The sequence below is a fragment of the Paraburkholderia sp. BCC1884 genome, from assembly GCF_900996225.1.
GTDB lineage: Bacteria > Pseudomonadota > Gammaproteobacteria > Burkholderiales > Burkholderiaceae > Paraburkholderia.
Genome location: NZ_CAAJGL010000079.1, coordinates 683,575 through 699,406 on the forward strand (window position 1 = coordinate 683,575; position 15,832 = coordinate 699,406).

Genomic DNA, 15,832 nt, shown 5'->3' on the forward strand with positions numbered 1-15,832 from the left:
GCCGCTACGACTCAGAACGTCTCGTGATGCTCGTTACGCCCCAGATCCGCGTGAACCATCATGTGGCACAACTGTTCCAGCGTGGTTTCCGGCTTCCAGCCCAGCTTCTCATGCGCCTTGTCCGCGCAACCAATCAACAGATCCACTTCCGCCGGACGATAGAACTTCGGATTCACGCGCACCAGTGTCTTGCCCGTGGCGACATCGATACCGGTTTCGCGCTCTTCCTTGCCCGACCATTCGAGTTGATAGCCCGCTGCCGCGAACGCCATGCGCACGAAGTCGCGCACGGTCTCGGTGCGGCCGGTGGCGAGCACGAACGTATCCGGCTCATTGGCCTGCAGCATGCGCCACATGCCTTCCACGTATTCGAGCGCGAAGCCCCAGTCGCGCTTGGCGCTGAGGTTGCCGAGTTCCAGCACGTCCTGTTTGCCGAGCTTGATCTTGGCGACCGTGTCGGTGATCTTGCGCGTCACGAATTCACGGCCGCGCAGCGGCGATTCGTGATTGAACAGAATCCCGCTGCTCGCAAAGAGACCATACGACTCGCGGTAATTGATGGTCGACCAGTGCGCGAACAGTTTGGCTACACCATACGGGCTGCGCGGATAGAACGGCGTGTCCTCGCGCTGCGGTACCGCTTGCACGAGGCCGAACATTTCCGACGTCGACGCCTGGTAGAAGCGTGTCTTCGGGTTCAGAATGCGGATGCCTTCGAGCAGATTCAACGCGCCGATGCCGGTCACTTCAGCGGTGGTGACGGGCTGATCGAACGAGACGCCCACGAAGCTTTGCGCGGCAAGGTTATACAACTCGTCGGCCTGCGCGCCTTCGAGCAGGCGCAGCGTCGAGCCGAGGTCGGTCAGGTCGTGTTCGACCAGACGCAGATTCGGATGATCGAGCACGCCGAGCTCACGGATACGCCAGAAATTGACCGAACTCGTGCGCCGGTAAGTGCCGGTCACCTGGTAGCCCTTGTCGAGCAGGAGCTTGGTCAGGTAGGCGCCGTCCTGTCCGGATACGCCGGTGATGATCGCTTTGCGTGGTTGGCTCATAGCTTGCCTTCGATATTGGTAAAAGAAAAAAGAAGAAGCAGTCGCGCCGGGTAGGCGCATTTCATCGGCACACTCGGAAAGCGCATTTCAGAAGGCGCCTGCTCAAACGCACTGAATCAAGCGCACTTGAAAAAGCGCTTCAGGGCGTGCCGTCCAGCAGTCGCCGCACCAGCGGGTCGACGACCAGAAAATCCTGTTGCGCCTTCAGCCGGTAAAGCGCTGGCCTCGGATGCGCACCGTCCGACATCTGCGTCTTCCAGTCCGGCAGACTGCTGATGTACGCAAACTGGTCGACCAGCGGCACCTGCTGCTCGGTCGCCACGCGGCGCGTCATCGCGACCATCGCGGCGAGCCGTGCGTTGAGCCGGTTGTCCGGCATCGGATTCGAAGTCTGCAGAACCGGCTCCTTGCCAAGCGAACGGGCGGTCTTCACGAGCGTCGTTTCAGCGTCGTAGAACTGCTCGGGCGTCTGGTTATGCATGACTTCGTTGATGCCGTAATTGATCAGCACGATCTGCGCGCTCGAGGTCGCCAGACGCTCTTGCCAGGGCAGGCCGGCAGTCGGGCCGGCGCGGCGGTTACCCGTGCCGTCGCGCAGTTGCGTTGCCATCGTGCCGCCCACGCCGTAATTCGTGACCTGGACCTGCCCCGCGTGGTGCGCCTGCAAAGCGTCTTGCAGGAACGCCACGGCGTTTTGCGCCTGCGGCCCGCAGTGTCCGTCGCTGCAGGTGATGCCGAGCGTCGTGGAGTCGCCATACGCTTCGATCAACACCTGCTTTTGCGGGCCTTGTGCGGCGAGGGCGTGGCCGGCGTGCGTGACGAGCGCCATCGAAGCCACTGCGCCGATTTTTCGCACTGCCGCCAACGCGTGCGCGGCGCGCGATCCGCGTCCTTTCATGCGCGGCTTTGCGGCACGCGCGCACCGCCGGCGGCACCGGCGCCGCCCGATGCATGCGCCTTGCCTGCGGAACCGAAAATCAATCGCTTCTCGAACGCGAACCACGTGAAGCTGGCATAGGCGAGGGTGATCGCCAGCGCGAGCGCGGCAGTCAGATAGCGGTTCAGATGCAGCGGCCACAGCATGTACAGCACGCTCAGGTGAATCAGATAGACCGTGTAGCTGATGGTGCCGATATAGACCAGCACGGGATTGCACAGCAGTCGTTTGACGATGCCCTTGCTCTGCAAGGCGATGACCACGACTGACGTACAAAGCAGCAACGAAACGCTGTAGAGACCGGCGTTCGACAGCGGCGTATTCGCCGCGCGAAACCGCGGGTAATGCAGATGCAGCCACGCCAGTATGGCGAGCGCCGCAAAAAATCCGAGTACGGCAAGGCCTTTGAACGGCTCGAGCGCATTGCGGTCCCGTCGGACGGCAACGGCCAGCAACGCGCCCGCCGCAAGCAGATCCATGCGGAACGGGGTGAGGTAATAGATCGGCCAGAACGTATCGAACCAGGGCGTGGCCACCGCGCGCAGCACGGGCACCAGCACGATCAACGCCGCCGCGACGTAGCCGAGCACCCGCTCGGGCAGCAGCAGGATCACGAACGGCCAGAAAATATAAAACTGCTCTTCGACCGCCAGCGACCACAGCACATTCAGACTGTCGTGGCCGCTCTGGTTGAGCGCGTCGCCGATATTGGTGGCGAAGAACGCGTACCACTCCCAGTGCTGCGCCCAACCAAGACCGAACAGCATCGACGACACCACCATCAGCAGCACATAGGGCGGCAGAATGCGGCGCGCCCGGCGTGCATAGAAGTAACCGAAGTAGGACTGTTGGCGCGCCTTGCGCTCCAGCAGGATGCCGGTAATCAGAAAGCCGCTCAAAACAAAAAACAGATCGACGCCCATCCACAGCGGCGCTTTCAATGCGTGCTGGGCAAACACCGCGAGCACGGCGATAGCGCGCAAGCCGTCGAGCTGCACGATGCGGCGGGAATGGGAAGGCGCTAGGGGCGATGCGCTGGCAGTCATGAACCGTCCATGGTGTGAAGCTGCGGAAGTGCAATCGATTCTAGGGAAAAGAAAATCGTGAAAAAACGGGAATGAATTGGATAAATGAATCAGATTGCAACAGGGTGTTTCGTTATGCATTCGCAATGGATTTTTATGCTTATGTCGCGGTGATGGTGCAGTGCGTAATAAGTGCAGCCCAACGCGGCCATATCGGTAAGGATGCGTGTCAATTGGCCGCCGCGCGCACGCGTCGCGTTGCATTGAGGGTTAATCGATTTAAAAATGGATTTCTTTCACGCCGCTTAAAGCATCGAATATTTTTGAATTATTTTCGATTTTCGTTGCGGTGTTTTTTCCGCGTAATGTAAGCCGTGCGGATTGGGTGGCCAAGGACCGCGCGTGGGCCGCTCTGTTACGGCTGCGCGCCCGCCTGTCGTTCCGCACGAATCGATCGCGCGTCCCTGCGCGGCCTCTTGCGGCGCGTACCGTCACTTCACTGAATTTGCGTGGCCGCCCGGGCCGATGCCCGGACGCGCCGTTGACCGGAGGAAATGCCCTTGTCCCGTTTCACGTTCAAAAGCTGGCTAACCGTATTTGCGTGCGCCGCCGGGCTGACTTCGGGATGGGTCAGTCTGCCGGCGCACGCGGAAACGGCGTTGAACGCGAAAAACTCGTGGATCGGCAATACCTTCGGATTCGCCGACGGCACGTGGACTCAGATCAATATCACCGCGATTGCGGTGGCGCCTAACGGCAAGGTCTATACGAACGCGCCATGGGACGAAAGCGGCGCCGAGGCCAGCGTTTATCAGAACGGCAAGATGCTGGGTTTCGCGGGCGGCACGCACGGATGGGGCAATAGCGGCGGCAACGCAATCGCGATCAATCGAAAGTATGCGTTCGTGGCGATCGGCGTCGGCAATGAAAAAGGCCATCTCGTCGAGGCGGGCGTGTGGCCGGAGAAGGGCAAGCAGTGGTTCGGCATTTCGCGTCGGCAGATCGCCAATCCGAAGCTCGCCGCACCGTTCCAGCCGGCCGCGAAAACTGCCGATCCGCACGCGCAGCTGGCAGCCGGCTTCCTGATGATGAACGAAGTGCCCACCGGCACGAGCGCCGAAATCGGCGGACTCGCGGCGAACGAGACGACGTTGTACGCGGCCAATACCGCGCGGGACCGCATCGAGGTGGTCGACGCCGAGTCGATGCAGCAGAAGAGCACGTGGACCGTGCACGAACCTGGTCGCATTGCGCTTGCGCCCGACGGCACGCTGTGGGTGCTGAGCGGCACGCGCAGCGATCGCGCGCCACATGTCGAGCATTACACGCTCGCGGGCAAGCGCATCGACGAGAAGTTCGATTTGCCGGCGGATTGCGTCGCGGTCGATATCGCGGTCGATGCGCAAAGCCGCATTCTGATCGCCGATAACGGGCCGCGTCAGCAGGTGCGGTACTTCAGCAAGAAAAACGGCGGCTATGCGGAGTCGGGCTCGCTTGGCGAGCGCGGCGGTATCTTCAGCGGCGTCGCGGGCAAGCCGGGGCCGCAGCGCTTCAACGGACTCACCGGCGTCGGCGTGGATGCACGCGGCAACGTGGTTGTGTCGACCAACGGCATCGGTCCACGTTACGAGCCGATCGGCGCGGGCCTCGGCGCGACGCTCGAAAGCTATGCGCCGGACGGCAAGCAGAACTGGCAGGTGCAAGGGCTGTTGTTCGTCGACGGCGCATGGATCGATCCGGCACGCCCGGATAGCGTCTACACCGGCAACAAGCGCTTCGAACTCGATCTGTCGAAACCTGCGGGTCAAGACTGGAAATACGTGGGTTTTTTGTCGAACCGTTTCAAATACCCGGACGACCCCGTCTTCCACACCGATCAGTATCCCGGCCTGCCGATCGCCCGCAGACTGAAGGGCCACACGTTCCTTTATCTGACGGACATGTACGCGGATCATCTGAAGATCTATCGCTTCGATGCGCAGCACGACGGCGAAACCGCGATCCCCTCGGGCTTCATCGCGGGACGTGAGCGCGCGGTCGCGAAGGTGCCGAACGCGCCGCCGGGCGGCGACTGGATCTGGCGCGATACGAACGGCGACGGCAAGTTCGACACCGGCGAGTTCACCCTCAACACGAGCGGCACGAAGCTCGCGGGCGGGTGGGGCTGGTGGGTCGACACCGCCGGCGACATCTGGCGCACACGCGATAACAAGGGCATCTACCGCTTCCGTTTCGGCGGGCTCGATGCAAAGGGCAATCCGGTCTACGCGTATTCCAGCATGACGCAGTACCCCGTGCCGCAACCGTTCACGGAACTGCATCGCGCGATCTACGAACCGGACACCGACACGATGTACGTCACCGGCTACACGCCGGAAACGCCGTCCGATCGCAGCTTCTGGAAGGAGGTGGGGCGCGTGCTGGTGCGCTACGACAAATGGTCGAGCGGCCATCCCGTGCAGCGCTATTCGATCACGTTGCCGTGGCAGACGCAGAGCAAACCGATCGCCACCATCATCGGCTTGACCGTCGAAGGGCAATACCTGTTCGGCGTCGAACCGGTCGGCGCGGTGCACGTTTGGGACAAGGACAGCGGCCAGGAACTCGGCGTGATCCGTCCGGGCCCGGAAGTGGGCAGCGCGTCGGGCTGGGTCGATGTACCCAACGGTATCAGCGCCACCAGGCGCAGCGATGGCGAGTACCTCATCTTCGTCGAGGAAGACGCTCGCGGCAAAGTGATGATGTACCGCTGGAAACCCTGAAACGTGCAAGGTCGTACGGCCGCAAGGTCGTCGGCACACTCAGGCAAACGCAGTCAAAACCAAGGCATCCGATGGACAAAGGCATTCTCAAGAACGTAGCGATCAATTTTTTCGGGCTGGTGTTGCCGACTTTCGTCTCGCTCGTGACCGTGCCGTCGTATATCAAGCTGCTCGGCGTCGAGCGCTACGGCGTGATCAGTCTCGTGTGGACGCTGATCGGCTACTTCGGGATTCTCGATCTCGGCATGAGCATGGCTGCGCAGAATCACATTTCGAAGGCACGGGCTTCCGGCGACAAGAGCGAAAGCGCGCGCGTGTTCTGGAGCGCGACGTGGCTCAATCTGGCGACCGGCGTGATCGGTGGCCTGATCATCTATTTCGGCGCGTTTTTGTACACCGCGTATTTCACCAAGGTGTCGCCCGAGTTGCAGCACGAGGTTTATATGGCGCTGCCGTGGCTCGCGGTGGCGATTCCGATCGCCAACGTGTCGTGGGTGTTCGCGGGCGCGATCAACGGCGCGGAACGCTTCGCCGTCTACAACACCAATCAGACCATCGGTACGTTTCTGTTCCAGTTGCTGCCGCTCGGCGCCGCCCTATGGATGGGCGCGACCTTGCAGAACGTGCTCGCCGCAGCCGTGTTCGCGCGGATCATCGCGGCCTTGCTGCTCGGCCGCTCCGCGCTGAAGGTGCTGGAGATTCGCAGCATCCTGCCGCCGCAGTTCGGCGTGGCGAAGGGGCTGTTCAATTTCGGCGGCTGGATGCTGATTGCGAGCGTGACGACCATGATCGCCGATTCGCTCGATCGCGTGATGCTCGGCACGAGTCTCGGGGCACGTTTCGTGACCTACTACACGGTGCCGCAAAACCTCGTGACGCGTTTGAATATCGTGCCGACCGCCTTGGTGCGCACGTTATTTCCGCGCCTCTCCGCCGTGGGTCGCGCCGACGCCGACACCATCACCCAGCAGTCGCTCGAATTCCTCAATGGCGTGTTTACGCCGGTCGCGCTGGTCGCGATGCTCGTGCTCGAACCGTTCCTGCATCTGTGGGTCGGCAATGAGATCGCCACGGTCGCGGCGCCGGTCGGCCGGATCATGATCATCGCGGTGTGGCTCGTCGGCCAGGCCAATGTGACGCGGATTCTGATCCAGTCGCAGGTGCATCCGGCCACTGCCGCGCGTGTCGGTTTGTTCGAATTGCCCCTGTTTGCCGGGGCATTGTGGTTCGGCATTACGCATTACGGGTTGACCGGCGCGGCCTTCGCGGTGGCCGGCCGTGCGTTGTTCGATTACGCGGTGCTGCTGCGCTTTGCGAAGATCCGCTCGCGCCAGATCGCGCTCGACATGCTCGCCCACCTTGCTTTCCTGCTGGCGAGCCTGTGGCTCGCGAGCTTTCTGCCGGGTCTCGCGGTGGCGATCGTCGCCGGCCTGTTGATGGTCGGTGCGAATGTCGCCTGGTCCATCACGATGACCCCCGCTTTGCGCGATCTTGCGCGTTCACTGCTGTTGCGACTGAATCCGAGGAAAAGCGCATGAACCAGGAAGTCCTTGAAGAAGCCGCGCTGCAACCCGCCAAGCGTAGCGCACTGGCTGAACTCACTACGGTGCCGGCGGTTGCGGCGCCGCCGCGCCGCGCCGCCTTGCGCGCCGATAAGACCGTGCGCGTGGCGATCGTGCACGACTGGCTCGTCACCTATGCGGGTGCGGAGAAAGTGCTCGAGCAGATCGTCGCGTGCTTTCCGGACGCGGATCTCTTCAGCCTCGTCGACTTTCTCGACGACCGCAGCTTTTTGCGTGGCAAGCCGGTGACGACTTCGTTCATCCAGAAGCTGCCGCGCGCGCGCACCAAGTACCGGGCGTATCTGCCGTTGATGCCGCTCGCGATCGAACAACTCGACGTGTCGGCCTACGACGTGGTGATTTCGAGCAGCCACGCGGTCGCCAAGGGCATTCTCACGGGCCCCGATCAGGTGCATATCAGCTATGTGCATTCGCCGATCCGCTACGCGTGGGATTTGCAGCATCAGTATCTGCAGCAGTCGAAGCTGACCAATGGACCGAAGTCGGCCATGGCGCGGCTGATTCTGCATTACATCCGCAACTGGGATATCCGCACCTCGAATTCGGTGGATGGCTTCATCGCCAATTCCGACTTCATCGCGCGGCGCATCAAGAAGGTCTATCAGCGCGAAGCCCAGGTGATTTTTCCACCCGTGGACGTCGAAGCCTTTTCTCTTTGCACCGACAAGGAAGACTTCTATCTGACCGCCTCGCGGATGGTCCCGTACAAGAAGATCGATCTGATCGTCGAAGCTTTCGCGCGCATGCCCGAGCGCAGGCTGGTCGTGATCGGCGACGGCCCCGACATGCAGAAGATCCGCGCCAAAGCGGGCCCGAACGTGGAGATCATGGGCTACCAGCCGTTCAAGGTGCTCGAGGACCGCATGAGCCGCGCCAAGGCCTTCGTGTTCGCTGCCGAGGAAGACTTCGGCATTTCGGTGGTCGAAGCCCAGGCGTGCGGCACGCCGGTCATCGCTTACGGCAAGGGCGGGGCGCTCGAAACCGTGCGCGATCTGTCCGAGACGCGGCCCACGGGCATGTTCTTCGACGAACAGAACGCCGAGTCGATCATCGCCGCCGTCGAGCGTTTCGACGAATTCGGGCAGCGATTTTCGCCGGTGGATTGCCGCGCCAATGCCGAGCAGTTTTCGGCGGCGAATTTCCGCGAGCGTTTCTTCGGACATGTACGGGCCTCGGTGCCGGCGTTGCGTACCGCGACGCTGCCGCCCTATGTGCCCTACAAGGCTGAAGCCGCAGCCGACGCCCCGCGCATTCTCGCGGTCGATCAAAGCGGCGTGCTCGGCGGCGCCGAGTTGTCGCTGCTGGAAATCGTCAAGGCGCTGCGCTCGCGCATCGAGGTCGTGCTGTTCGACGACGGGCCGTTCCGCACCGCGCTGGCGAAAGCCGGTGTGACGGTCAACGTGCTCGAAGCCGGCGCGCTGCGTCACGTGCGCAAACAGGGCGGCTCGCTGCCCATGGGCCAGGCGCTGAAGGGTTTGATGTCGCTCGTGCGCGCCACCGCCAAACGCGCGCGCAATGTCGACGTGATCTACGCGAACACGCAGCGCGCGATGGTGATCGGCGCGATCGCCGGCAAGCTGGCGCGGCGTCCGGTGGTCTGGCATCTGCGCGACATCGTGAGTCCCGAGCATTTCGGCAACAAGCAACTGGCCATCATCAAGTGGTGCGCGCGATTCGGGCTTGCGCACGTGATCGCCAATTCAGCCGCCTCGGCGCGTGCATTTGCCGAGCTCACGCAATTCGACGACAAGCGCATCGACGTGGTGTTCAACGGTATCTCCGCGGCGCCGTTCGACGCGTTGCGCACGGTCCCGCAAGCCGCCTTGCGCCAGCGCCTGAATTTGCCGCCGGACGCGTTTCTGGTCGGCTCGTTCAGCCGGCTCGCGCGCTGGAAGGGGCAACACGTGCTCCTCGAGGCGATGGTCCTGAATCCGCAGATGCACGCTGTGCTGGTGGGCGCGCCGCTGTTCGGCGAAGACCAGTACGAAATCGAATTGCACGCCTTCGTCGCCGCGCACAATCTGGGCGACCGGGTGCATTTTCTCGGCTTTCAGCACGATATCCCCGCCTGCATGTGCGCGGTCGATGCGGTCGTGCATACGTCGATCACGCCGGAGCCGTTCGGCCGGGTGATCGTCGAAGGCATGTTGGCGCAGCGGCCCGTGGTGGCGGCGCGCGCGGGCGGCGTGCTGGAGATCGTCGACGATTATCAGAACGGTGTGTTGTGCACGCCAGGCGACGCGCATGGCCTCGCCGACGTGCTCGCCGAACTGCGCTCGAACGACGAACTGCGCAACAAACTCGTCAGGAACGGCTATCAGACGGCGCTGAGCCGGTTTGGTACGGAAACCTATGTGGCGGGCGTCGAACGGATTCTGAAGCGCGTGGCGGGGCGTTAAACGCGACGCTGGGCGGCTACCGGCAGGTGGCCGCCTCGTGTGGCGGTTCAGCAGGTTTTTACGCGGGGGTAGGCAGGGACTTGGCCGGTTCCAGTCGTTGGCGCAGCGGAGCGACAGTCGAAAGACTCTCGCTCCGTTTTTTTATGTCGCGGTCGGCGCAGACGTTCCGCAGACTCAGGCGGTCTTCTTCGGTTTGAAGCTCGCGGACCACTTCATCGCGGGCAGCTCGACCAGCCGATAGAACACGTAAGCCACCGGCACGGCCACGAACATATAAGCGAACGAAGGCCAGATCGACATCTGCAAGGCCGAGCGGAACAGCAGCGACGACAGCAGCACGAAGATCGGCAGATGGATCAGATACAGCGAGAAGCTGAAATCGCCGAAACGCGACAGCAGGCGCGTACCGAATGTTGCGCGTTGCACAGCCTGGCGGCGGTCCAGCGCTTTATACAGGTAGAGCGCGAAGCCGATCGCCCAGAACTGGAACGCCCCGTACTGACCGAAATGAAAGGCCACGCAGCCCAGCGCGATGAACGCCGCGGCAAGCCCGTAGAGCCAGACCGGTGAGCGAGTTTGCGGCGTGCTGCGGACACGGGCGTCGGCGATCCAGGCGCCGAGCGTCCACGAAAACCAGTACGACGTGAAGAACTGGATGTCGTGCCGCTCCAGCACCAGGGCCGACACGACGTTGATCACCGCCACGGCCGCCAGCACGTTGGTCATGCCGATACGACGGCGCAGCGCGAATAGCAGCGGGTAGATCGCATAGAACTGCACCTCGAGCGAGAGCGTCCAGAGTGCTCCGTTCGAGCCGAAGGTCTTGCCGGCCACGCCTTGCAGCGAAAACAGATTGACCAGAAAGGACTGCAGCCCGATCTCGCGAATCTTGTGATTCACCGGCGGCAATTGCAGGCTGAACCAGTCGAGTGCGAAGGTCAGCACCAGCGCGGCGAGCAGCACCGGATAGATGCGCGCGAAGCGGCGCACCCAGAAATTGCCCGCATCGAGCCGGTAAGCGGGATTGCCGGCGAGCCGCAGCGCGCCGCCCCGGTGAATGCAATAACCGCTGATCACGAAGAAAATCGGCACGCCGGCCGAGCCCCACGCAATCGGGAAGGTCAGATAGGCGGCGATCGCGCTCAGACTGAATGAATGTCCGACGCTCTGGTGAAACGCCTGCATGCCGACCCATTCGACCTGGCGGCAATGAAAATACGCCACCAGTAGCGCGGCGAAACCGCGCATCGCGTCGATCACATGCTCTTTACCGGCGCTGTCGACCCGCGCGTCGCTATGGACTCGCGGCGCGGCGGCCGTACGGGGGGAAGACAGGGGCAGGGATGAGCCGGCGGCATCCAAAGCTGAGTCGCTCATGCGCGGTCCTTATTCTGGAGAAGAAAAATGCGGACTCGCGGGCGCGATGTCGCGTCGCAGTGTGCCCGGAGTGCATGACATGCTAGTGCACCCGCGCGGCAAAAAATCGATAAAAAAATCTGCTCCAATTCGAATTAGGCGGCGATTTTGTGACGAATTGTAATTGAGCATAAGCAGTTGCTGCATTGAATTATTTGCTGGTTTTGTCGTGCTAATTTAAGCCACGGATTCTCTTGACCTGAGGTGAAGTCATGAACCTGCATTTACTCGCCGGCATCGCCGTGCTGCTGATCCTCGTGGCTGCGTCGGCCTACCGTGAAGCGTTGCGCAACGAGCCCATCCGCCGTTTTCGCGTGAATCCGGGCAAGCTGCCGCAACTCGACGAAAACGAATGAAGCCGCTGACAAAGGGTGGATGAACGTTAGCTTTCAATAAGCCTGACGTTGCCCGGATGCGGTAAGCAAGTTGGTCGCATGCGTAAATTTTTCGGATTCGCTGAAAAATAATTCGATTTCTATCTGCAATTGTTGCCAGTGTTTTTCCACTATGTGGCAGATCGAAATCGAATAGATCGATTCATTCCGAATTTAATTTTCACACGTGAATTTACCGACATTTTTTGCTAGTCTTTTCCAGCGATATCGATTGGCCGCTGGCCCGCGAAACCATACTAATTTCTAACCGACAGTGGGAATGCCTACCATGCTGAAAGTCACCAAAGCCGTGTTTCCCGTAGCGGGCCTCGGGACACGATTCCTGCCGGCTACCAAGGCAAGTCCTAAGGAAATGCTGCCGATCGTCGACAAGCCGCTGATTCAATACGCGGTCGAAGAAGCGATTGCCGCCGGCATCACCGAGATGATCTTTGTCACCGGCCGCAGCAAGCGCGCCATCGAAGATCATTTCGACAAGTCCTACGAGATCGAGGCCGAACTCGAGGCACGCAACAAGCAGAAGCTGCTCGATCTCGTGCGCAGCATCAAGCCGGCTAACGTCGATTGTTTTTATGTGCGTCAGGCCGAAGCACTCGGTCTTGGCCATGCCGTGTTGTGCGCCGAAAAACTGGTGGGCGACAGCCCGTTCGCAGTGATTCTGGCCGACGACTTGCTGCACAGCTCGAAGCCGGTGATGAGCCAGCTGGTCGACACGTTCAATCACTATCACAGCTCGGTGATCGGCGTCGAAACCATCGCGCGTGAGGACAGCCGCTCGTATGGCGTGGTCGATGGCCGCGAGTGGGAAGACAATGTCATCAAGCTCTCGGGCATCATCGAAAAGCCGGCGCCGGACAAGGCGCCGTCGAATCTCGGCGTGGTAGGCCGTTATGTGTTGATGCCGACGATCTTCAAGCATATCCGCGCGTTGAAGCCGGGTGCGGGCGGCGAGTTGCAATTGACCGATGCGGTGCAGTCGCTGCTGACGGAAGAGCAGGTGCTCGCGTATCGTTACTTTGGCACTCGTTTTGATTGCGGCAGCAAGCTGGGTTATCTGAAGGCGACGGTGGAATTCGCGCTGCGTCATCCAGAAGTGAAGGCGGAATTCGAGGCTTATCTGCAGGCGTATATGCAGAATAATATGCAAGGCGAGCCGACGCAGTACACGGCGGAGGCGGCTTGAGTTAAGGGCTGAAGGGTTTGTAGGGCTCAGGAGGCCAGACGGTCGCTTGACCTTTACCTCACCATCGCATCACGGAAGCACCACGCAAATTGGAACGGGCGCCGCTCACGCGGTGCCCGTCTTTTTTTGCTCGTGCGGTTCGTTGATCTTGATCGGTAGTTGACGCGACCTTTGCAAAACGTGACAAAAACAAGGTGGGCGCAGGGGCATTTGTTCGATATCTTTTTGCTAATTAGTTAGCAAACCTCGTAATGATTGCCGTCGAACCTTGTGCGATCGCGAAGCTGCGTAGGTAGGCACGGAGTGGCATAGCGAGTAAAAAAACGGACGCCGCGAACGTGCGGCGCCCATCGTTCTTTATCCGGTTCTCACTTTACATGCTGCCCGGTGCAACACCCTCAACCTTCCTTCTTCACCTCCAACCGGAACTTATGCAGCAACGGTTCCGTGTACCCACTCGGCTGCTGACGCCCTTCGAAAACCAGCGCCTGCGCCGCCTTGAACGCGATCGTATCGAACCCCGGCGCCATCGGTTTGTAATGCGGATCGCCGGCGTTCTGCTCGTCGACTACCTTCGCCATACGCTTGAAGGTTTCCTCGACCAGATCCCGCGTCACCACGCCGTGATACAGCCAGTTGGCAATATGCTGGCTCGAAATCCGCAGCGTGGCACGGTCTTCCATCAAGCCGACGTTGTGAATATCCGGCACCTTCGAGCAGCCCACGCCCTGATCGATCCAGCGCACCACGTAACCGAGAATGCCCTGCGCGTTGTTGTCGATCTCGCTGCGGATCTCTTCCTCGCTCCATTTCGCCGATTCGACGACCGGAATCGTCAGCAGCCCGTCGAGCAGTTCGTCACGCACGTTCGCGTAATCCGTGCGCTCCAGTTCGCGCTGAACCGCTTGCACGTCGACCTGGTGATAGTGCAGCGCGTGTAGCGTCGCCGCGGTCGGCGAGGGCACCCAGGCGGTGTTCGCGCCGGCCTTCGGATGAGCGATCTTCTGTTCGAGCATGGCGTGCATCAGATCGGGCATTGCCCACATCCCCTTGCCGATCTGCGAGCGGCCGCGCAGGCCCGCATTAAGACCAACCAGCACGTTGCTGCGCTCGTACGCCGCAATCCAGGCGCTCGATTTCATCTCGCCCTTGCGCATCATCGGACCGGCTTCCATCGCCGTATGCATTTCGTCGCCGGTGCGGTCGAGGAAACCCGTGTTGATGAACGCGACACGCTCCGATGCTTCGGCGATACAGGCGAGCAGGTTGACGCTGGTGCGGCGCTCCTCGTCCATGATGCCCATCTTGATCGTGTTGCGCGGCAGCTTCAGCAAATCTTCGACGCGCGCAAACAACTCGCTGGCAAACGCGACTTCCGCCGGGCCGTGCATCTTCGGCTTGACGATGTAGATCGAGCCGGTGCGCGAATTCAGCTGGTGCTTGCGATCGTGCAATGCGCACAGCGTGGTGATGACCGCATCGAGAATGCCTTCCGGAATCTCGTGGCCGTCTTTCGTGAGCACGGCCGGGTTGGTCATCAAATGGCCGACGTTGCGGATGAACAGCAGCGAGCGGCCATGCAGCACGACCGGCGCGGTGCCGTTCGCGGCGGTGTACACCCGATCCGCATTCAGGCGACGCGTGAAGGTCTTGCCGTTCTTCGTGACTTCTTCGGTCAGGTCGCCGGTCATCAGGCCGAGCCAGTTGCGATACAGCAGGACCTTGTCGTCCGCATCCACCGCCGCGACCGAGTCTTCGCAGTCGATGATCGTGCTCACCGCCGCTTCGACCAGAACGTCCTTCACGTGTGCCGCGTCGGTCTTGCCGATCGAATCGTTCGCGTCGATCTGGATTTCGAAGTGCAGGCCGTTGTGCTTGAGCAGCAGAGCCGTCGGCGCACTTTCCTCGCCCTGATAACCGATGAATTGCGCCGGCGTCTTCAGCTCGCTCGTGCCGTTCTTCAAGGTGACGATCAGCTTGCCGGCTTCGATGCTATAGCGCACCGCGTCGACATGCGATCCATTGGCGAGCGGCGCGGCCTGATCGAGAAACTTGCGCGCATAGGCAATGACCGCGGCGCCACGCACCGGATTGAAGGCCTGCTGTTTTTCCGCGCCGTTAGTTTCGGGGATCGCATCGGTCCCATACAGCGCGTCGTACAGGCTGCCCCAGCGCGCGTTCGCGGCGTTCAGCGCATAGCGCTGATTCGACAGCGGCACCACGAGTTGCGGCCCGGCCTGTTCGGCGATTTCGGTGTCTACCTGGTCGGTCGTGGCCTGGACGCTGGCCGGTGCAGGCACGATATAGCCGATGCCTTCGAGAAACGCACGATAGGCACGCAGATCGCGCACCGGACCCGGATTGGCGCGATGCCATGTGTCGAGTTCGGTTTGCAGGCGGTCGCGTTCGGCGAGCAGCGCACGATTTTTGGGCGCCAGTTCGTGCACGAGGGCGTCGAAACCTGACCAGAATGCTGCGCTGTCGATTCCGGTGCCGGGCAGGGCTTCGGTTTCGACGAACTGGTCGAGGTTGGCGGCGACTTGCAGTCCACCGCGCGGGTTCATCTGAGTCATCGACTGCTCCATCTGTCTGAATGGGGCCGATGAGGGGGCATCGGCCCGCGTTGAGCTACTGCTGATTAACGTCTTTCTTCGTTGGCAAGCTCGGGCTCAGGCGGCGATGGCCTGAATACCCGCTTTGGCGATCTGCGCGTCCTGATCCGACTTCACACCCGACACGCCGACCGCGCCAACCACCTGGCCGTCGACGATCACCGGTACGCCGCCTTCCAGCGTGCCTTGCAGCGGCGCGCTCAGGAACGCGGTGCGGCCGTTGTTGATCATGTCTTCGTATACCTTCGTTTCGCGGCGGCCGATCGCCGAAGTGCGGGCTTTTTCCGTCGCGATGTACGAGCTGGCCGGGGCGCTGCCGTCCAGGCGCAGCATGCCGAGTTGATGACCGCCATCGTCGACCACCACGATGGCGACGGCCCACTGATGCTTCTCGGCCTCCGCACGGGCGGCTTCGAGGATGCGGGTCGTTTCAGCGATGGTCAACACGGGTTTGCTCAGCATAAT

Annotated in this window: 11 protein-coding genes; 5 read left to right on the top strand and 6 right to left on the bottom strand. The window is 61.6% G+C overall.

Annotation, left to right across the window (positions count from 1 at the left end; genetic code table 11):
* Positions 1-11 precede the first annotated feature (11 nt).
* The 3 genes from gmd to FQ705_RS18475 form a co-directional block, all read right to left on the bottom strand.
* Positions 12-1,055, bottom strand: a complete 1,044-nt coding sequence (gene gmd / locus FQ705_RS18465; RefSeq protein WP_144143468.1) for a GDP-mannose 4,6-dehydratase — start codon at positions 1,053-1,055, stop codon at positions 12-14.
* Positions 1,056-1,194: 139 nt separating this feature from the next.
* Complete coding sequence (locus FQ705_RS18470; protein WP_144143469.1) at positions 1,195-1,953, bottom strand: SGNH/GDSL hydrolase family protein; 759 nt, start codon at positions 1,951-1,953, stop codon at positions 1,195-1,197.
* Positions 1,950-3,038, bottom strand: a complete 1,089-nt coding sequence (locus tag FQ705_RS18475; protein ID WP_144143470.1) for an acyltransferase family protein — start codon at positions 3,036-3,038, stop codon at positions 1,950-1,952. The genes FQ705_RS18470 and FQ705_RS18475 overlap by 4 nt, the downstream gene beginning before the upstream one ends.
* Before the next feature lie 539 nt (positions 3,039-3,577).
* On the opposite strand from FQ705_RS18475, the gene FQ705_RS18480 reads away from it, so the two are divergent.
* From FQ705_RS18480 to FQ705_RS18490, 3 genes are all read left to right on the top strand, one after another.
* Complete coding sequence (locus FQ705_RS18480; protein WP_144143471.1) at positions 3,578-5,779, top strand: hypothetical protein; 2,202 nt, start codon at positions 3,578-3,580, stop codon at positions 5,777-5,779.
* 71 nt (positions 5,780-5,850) lie between these two features.
* On the top strand, positions 5,851-7,317 hold the full coding sequence (locus FQ705_RS18485; RefSeq protein ID WP_144143472.1) for a flippase: 1,467 nt from the start codon (positions 5,851-5,853) through the stop codon (positions 7,315-7,317).
* Positions 7,314-9,761 (top strand): glycosyltransferase family 4 protein, encoded by a 2,448-nt coding sequence (locus tag FQ705_RS18490; protein WP_144143473.1) that lies wholly within the window; start codon positions 7,314-7,316, stop codon positions 9,759-9,761. Before FQ705_RS18485 ends, FQ705_RS18490 begins: the two co-directional genes overlap by 4 nt.
* A gap of 174 nt (positions 9,762-9,935) precedes the next feature.
* On the opposite strand, the gene FQ705_RS18495 is transcribed toward FQ705_RS18490, so the two are convergent.
* The gene (locus FQ705_RS18495; protein WP_144143474.1) at positions 9,936-11,138 is read right to left on the bottom strand and encodes an acyltransferase family protein; all 1,203 of its coding nucleotides are present in this window, start codon (positions 11,136-11,138) and stop codon (positions 9,936-9,938) included.
* 251 nt (positions 11,139-11,389) lie between these two features.
* On the opposite strand from FQ705_RS18495, the gene FQ705_RS34125 reads away from it, so the two are divergent.
* Together FQ705_RS34125 and galU are read left to right on the top strand one after the other, a co-directional pair.
* Positions 11,390-11,533 carry a hypothetical protein gene (locus FQ705_RS34125; RefSeq protein WP_186307893.1) on the top strand — a complete coding sequence of 48 codons (144 nt, stop codon included), beginning with the start codon at positions 11,390-11,392 and terminating at the stop codon, positions 11,531-11,533.
* Positions 11,534-11,840: 307 nt separating this feature from the next.
* Positions 11,841-12,755: a UTP--glucose-1-phosphate uridylyltransferase GalU gene (gene galU / locus FQ705_RS18500; protein ID WP_144143475.1), complete on the top strand. Its 915-nt coding sequence runs from the start codon at positions 11,841-11,843 to the stop codon at positions 12,753-12,755.
* Between the two features lie 398 nt (positions 12,756-13,153).
* Here galU and FQ705_RS18505 read toward each other — a convergent pair whose 3' ends face one another.
* Together FQ705_RS18505 and FQ705_RS18510 are read right to left on the bottom strand one after the other, a co-directional pair.
* A complete protein-coding gene (locus tag FQ705_RS18505; RefSeq protein ID WP_144143476.1) occupies positions 13,154-15,328 on the bottom strand; it encodes a malate synthase G in 2,175 nt (724 codons plus the stop codon).
* A 96-nt stretch (positions 15,329-15,424) separates the two neighbouring features.
* The gene (locus tag FQ705_RS18510; protein ID WP_144143477.1) at positions 15,425-15,829 is read right to left on the bottom strand and encodes a heme-binding protein; all 405 of its coding nucleotides are present in this window, start codon (positions 15,827-15,829) and stop codon (positions 15,425-15,427) included.
* Positions 15,830-15,832 lie beyond the last annotated feature (3 nt).

Excerpts from the sequence above, each read along its gene's own strand:
- FQ705_RS18470 (WP_144143469.1), bottom strand. The coding sequence starts at position 1,953 with ATGAAAGGACGCGGATCGCGCGCCGCGCACGCGTTGGCGGCAGTGCGA.
- FQ705_RS34125 (WP_186307893.1), top strand. The coding sequence starts at position 11,390 with ATGAACCTGCATTTACTCGCCGGCATCGCCGTGCTGCTGATCCTCGTG.
- FQ705_RS18505 (WP_144143476.1), bottom strand. The coding sequence starts at position 15,328 with ATGACTCAGATGAACCCGCGCGGTGGACTGCAAGTCGCCGCCAACCTC.
- FQ705_RS18510 (WP_144143477.1), bottom strand. The coding sequence starts at position 15,829 with ATGCTGAGCAAACCCGTGTTGACCATCGCTGAAACGACCCGCATCCTC.
- FQ705_RS18495 (WP_144143474.1), bottom strand. The coding sequence starts at position 11,138 with ATGAGCGACTCAGCTTTGGATGCCGCCGGCTCATCCCTGCCCCTGTCT.
- FQ705_RS18475 (WP_144143470.1), bottom strand. The coding sequence starts at position 3,038 with ATGACTGCCAGCGCATCGCCCCTAGCGCCTTCCCATTCCCGCCGCATC.
- FQ705_RS18485 (WP_144143472.1), top strand. The coding sequence starts at position 5,851 with ATGGACAAAGGCATTCTCAAGAACGTAGCGATCAATTTTTTCGGGCTG.
- gmd (WP_144143468.1), bottom strand. The coding sequence starts at position 1,055 with ATGAGCCAACCACGCAAAGCGATCATCACCGGCGTATCCGGACAGGAC.
- FQ705_RS18490 (WP_144143473.1), top strand. The coding sequence starts at position 7,314 with ATGAACCAGGAAGTCCTTGAAGAAGCCGCGCTGCAACCCGCCAAGCGT.
- galU (WP_144143475.1), top strand. The coding sequence starts at position 11,841 with ATGCTGAAAGTCACCAAAGCCGTGTTTCCCGTAGCGGGCCTCGGGACA.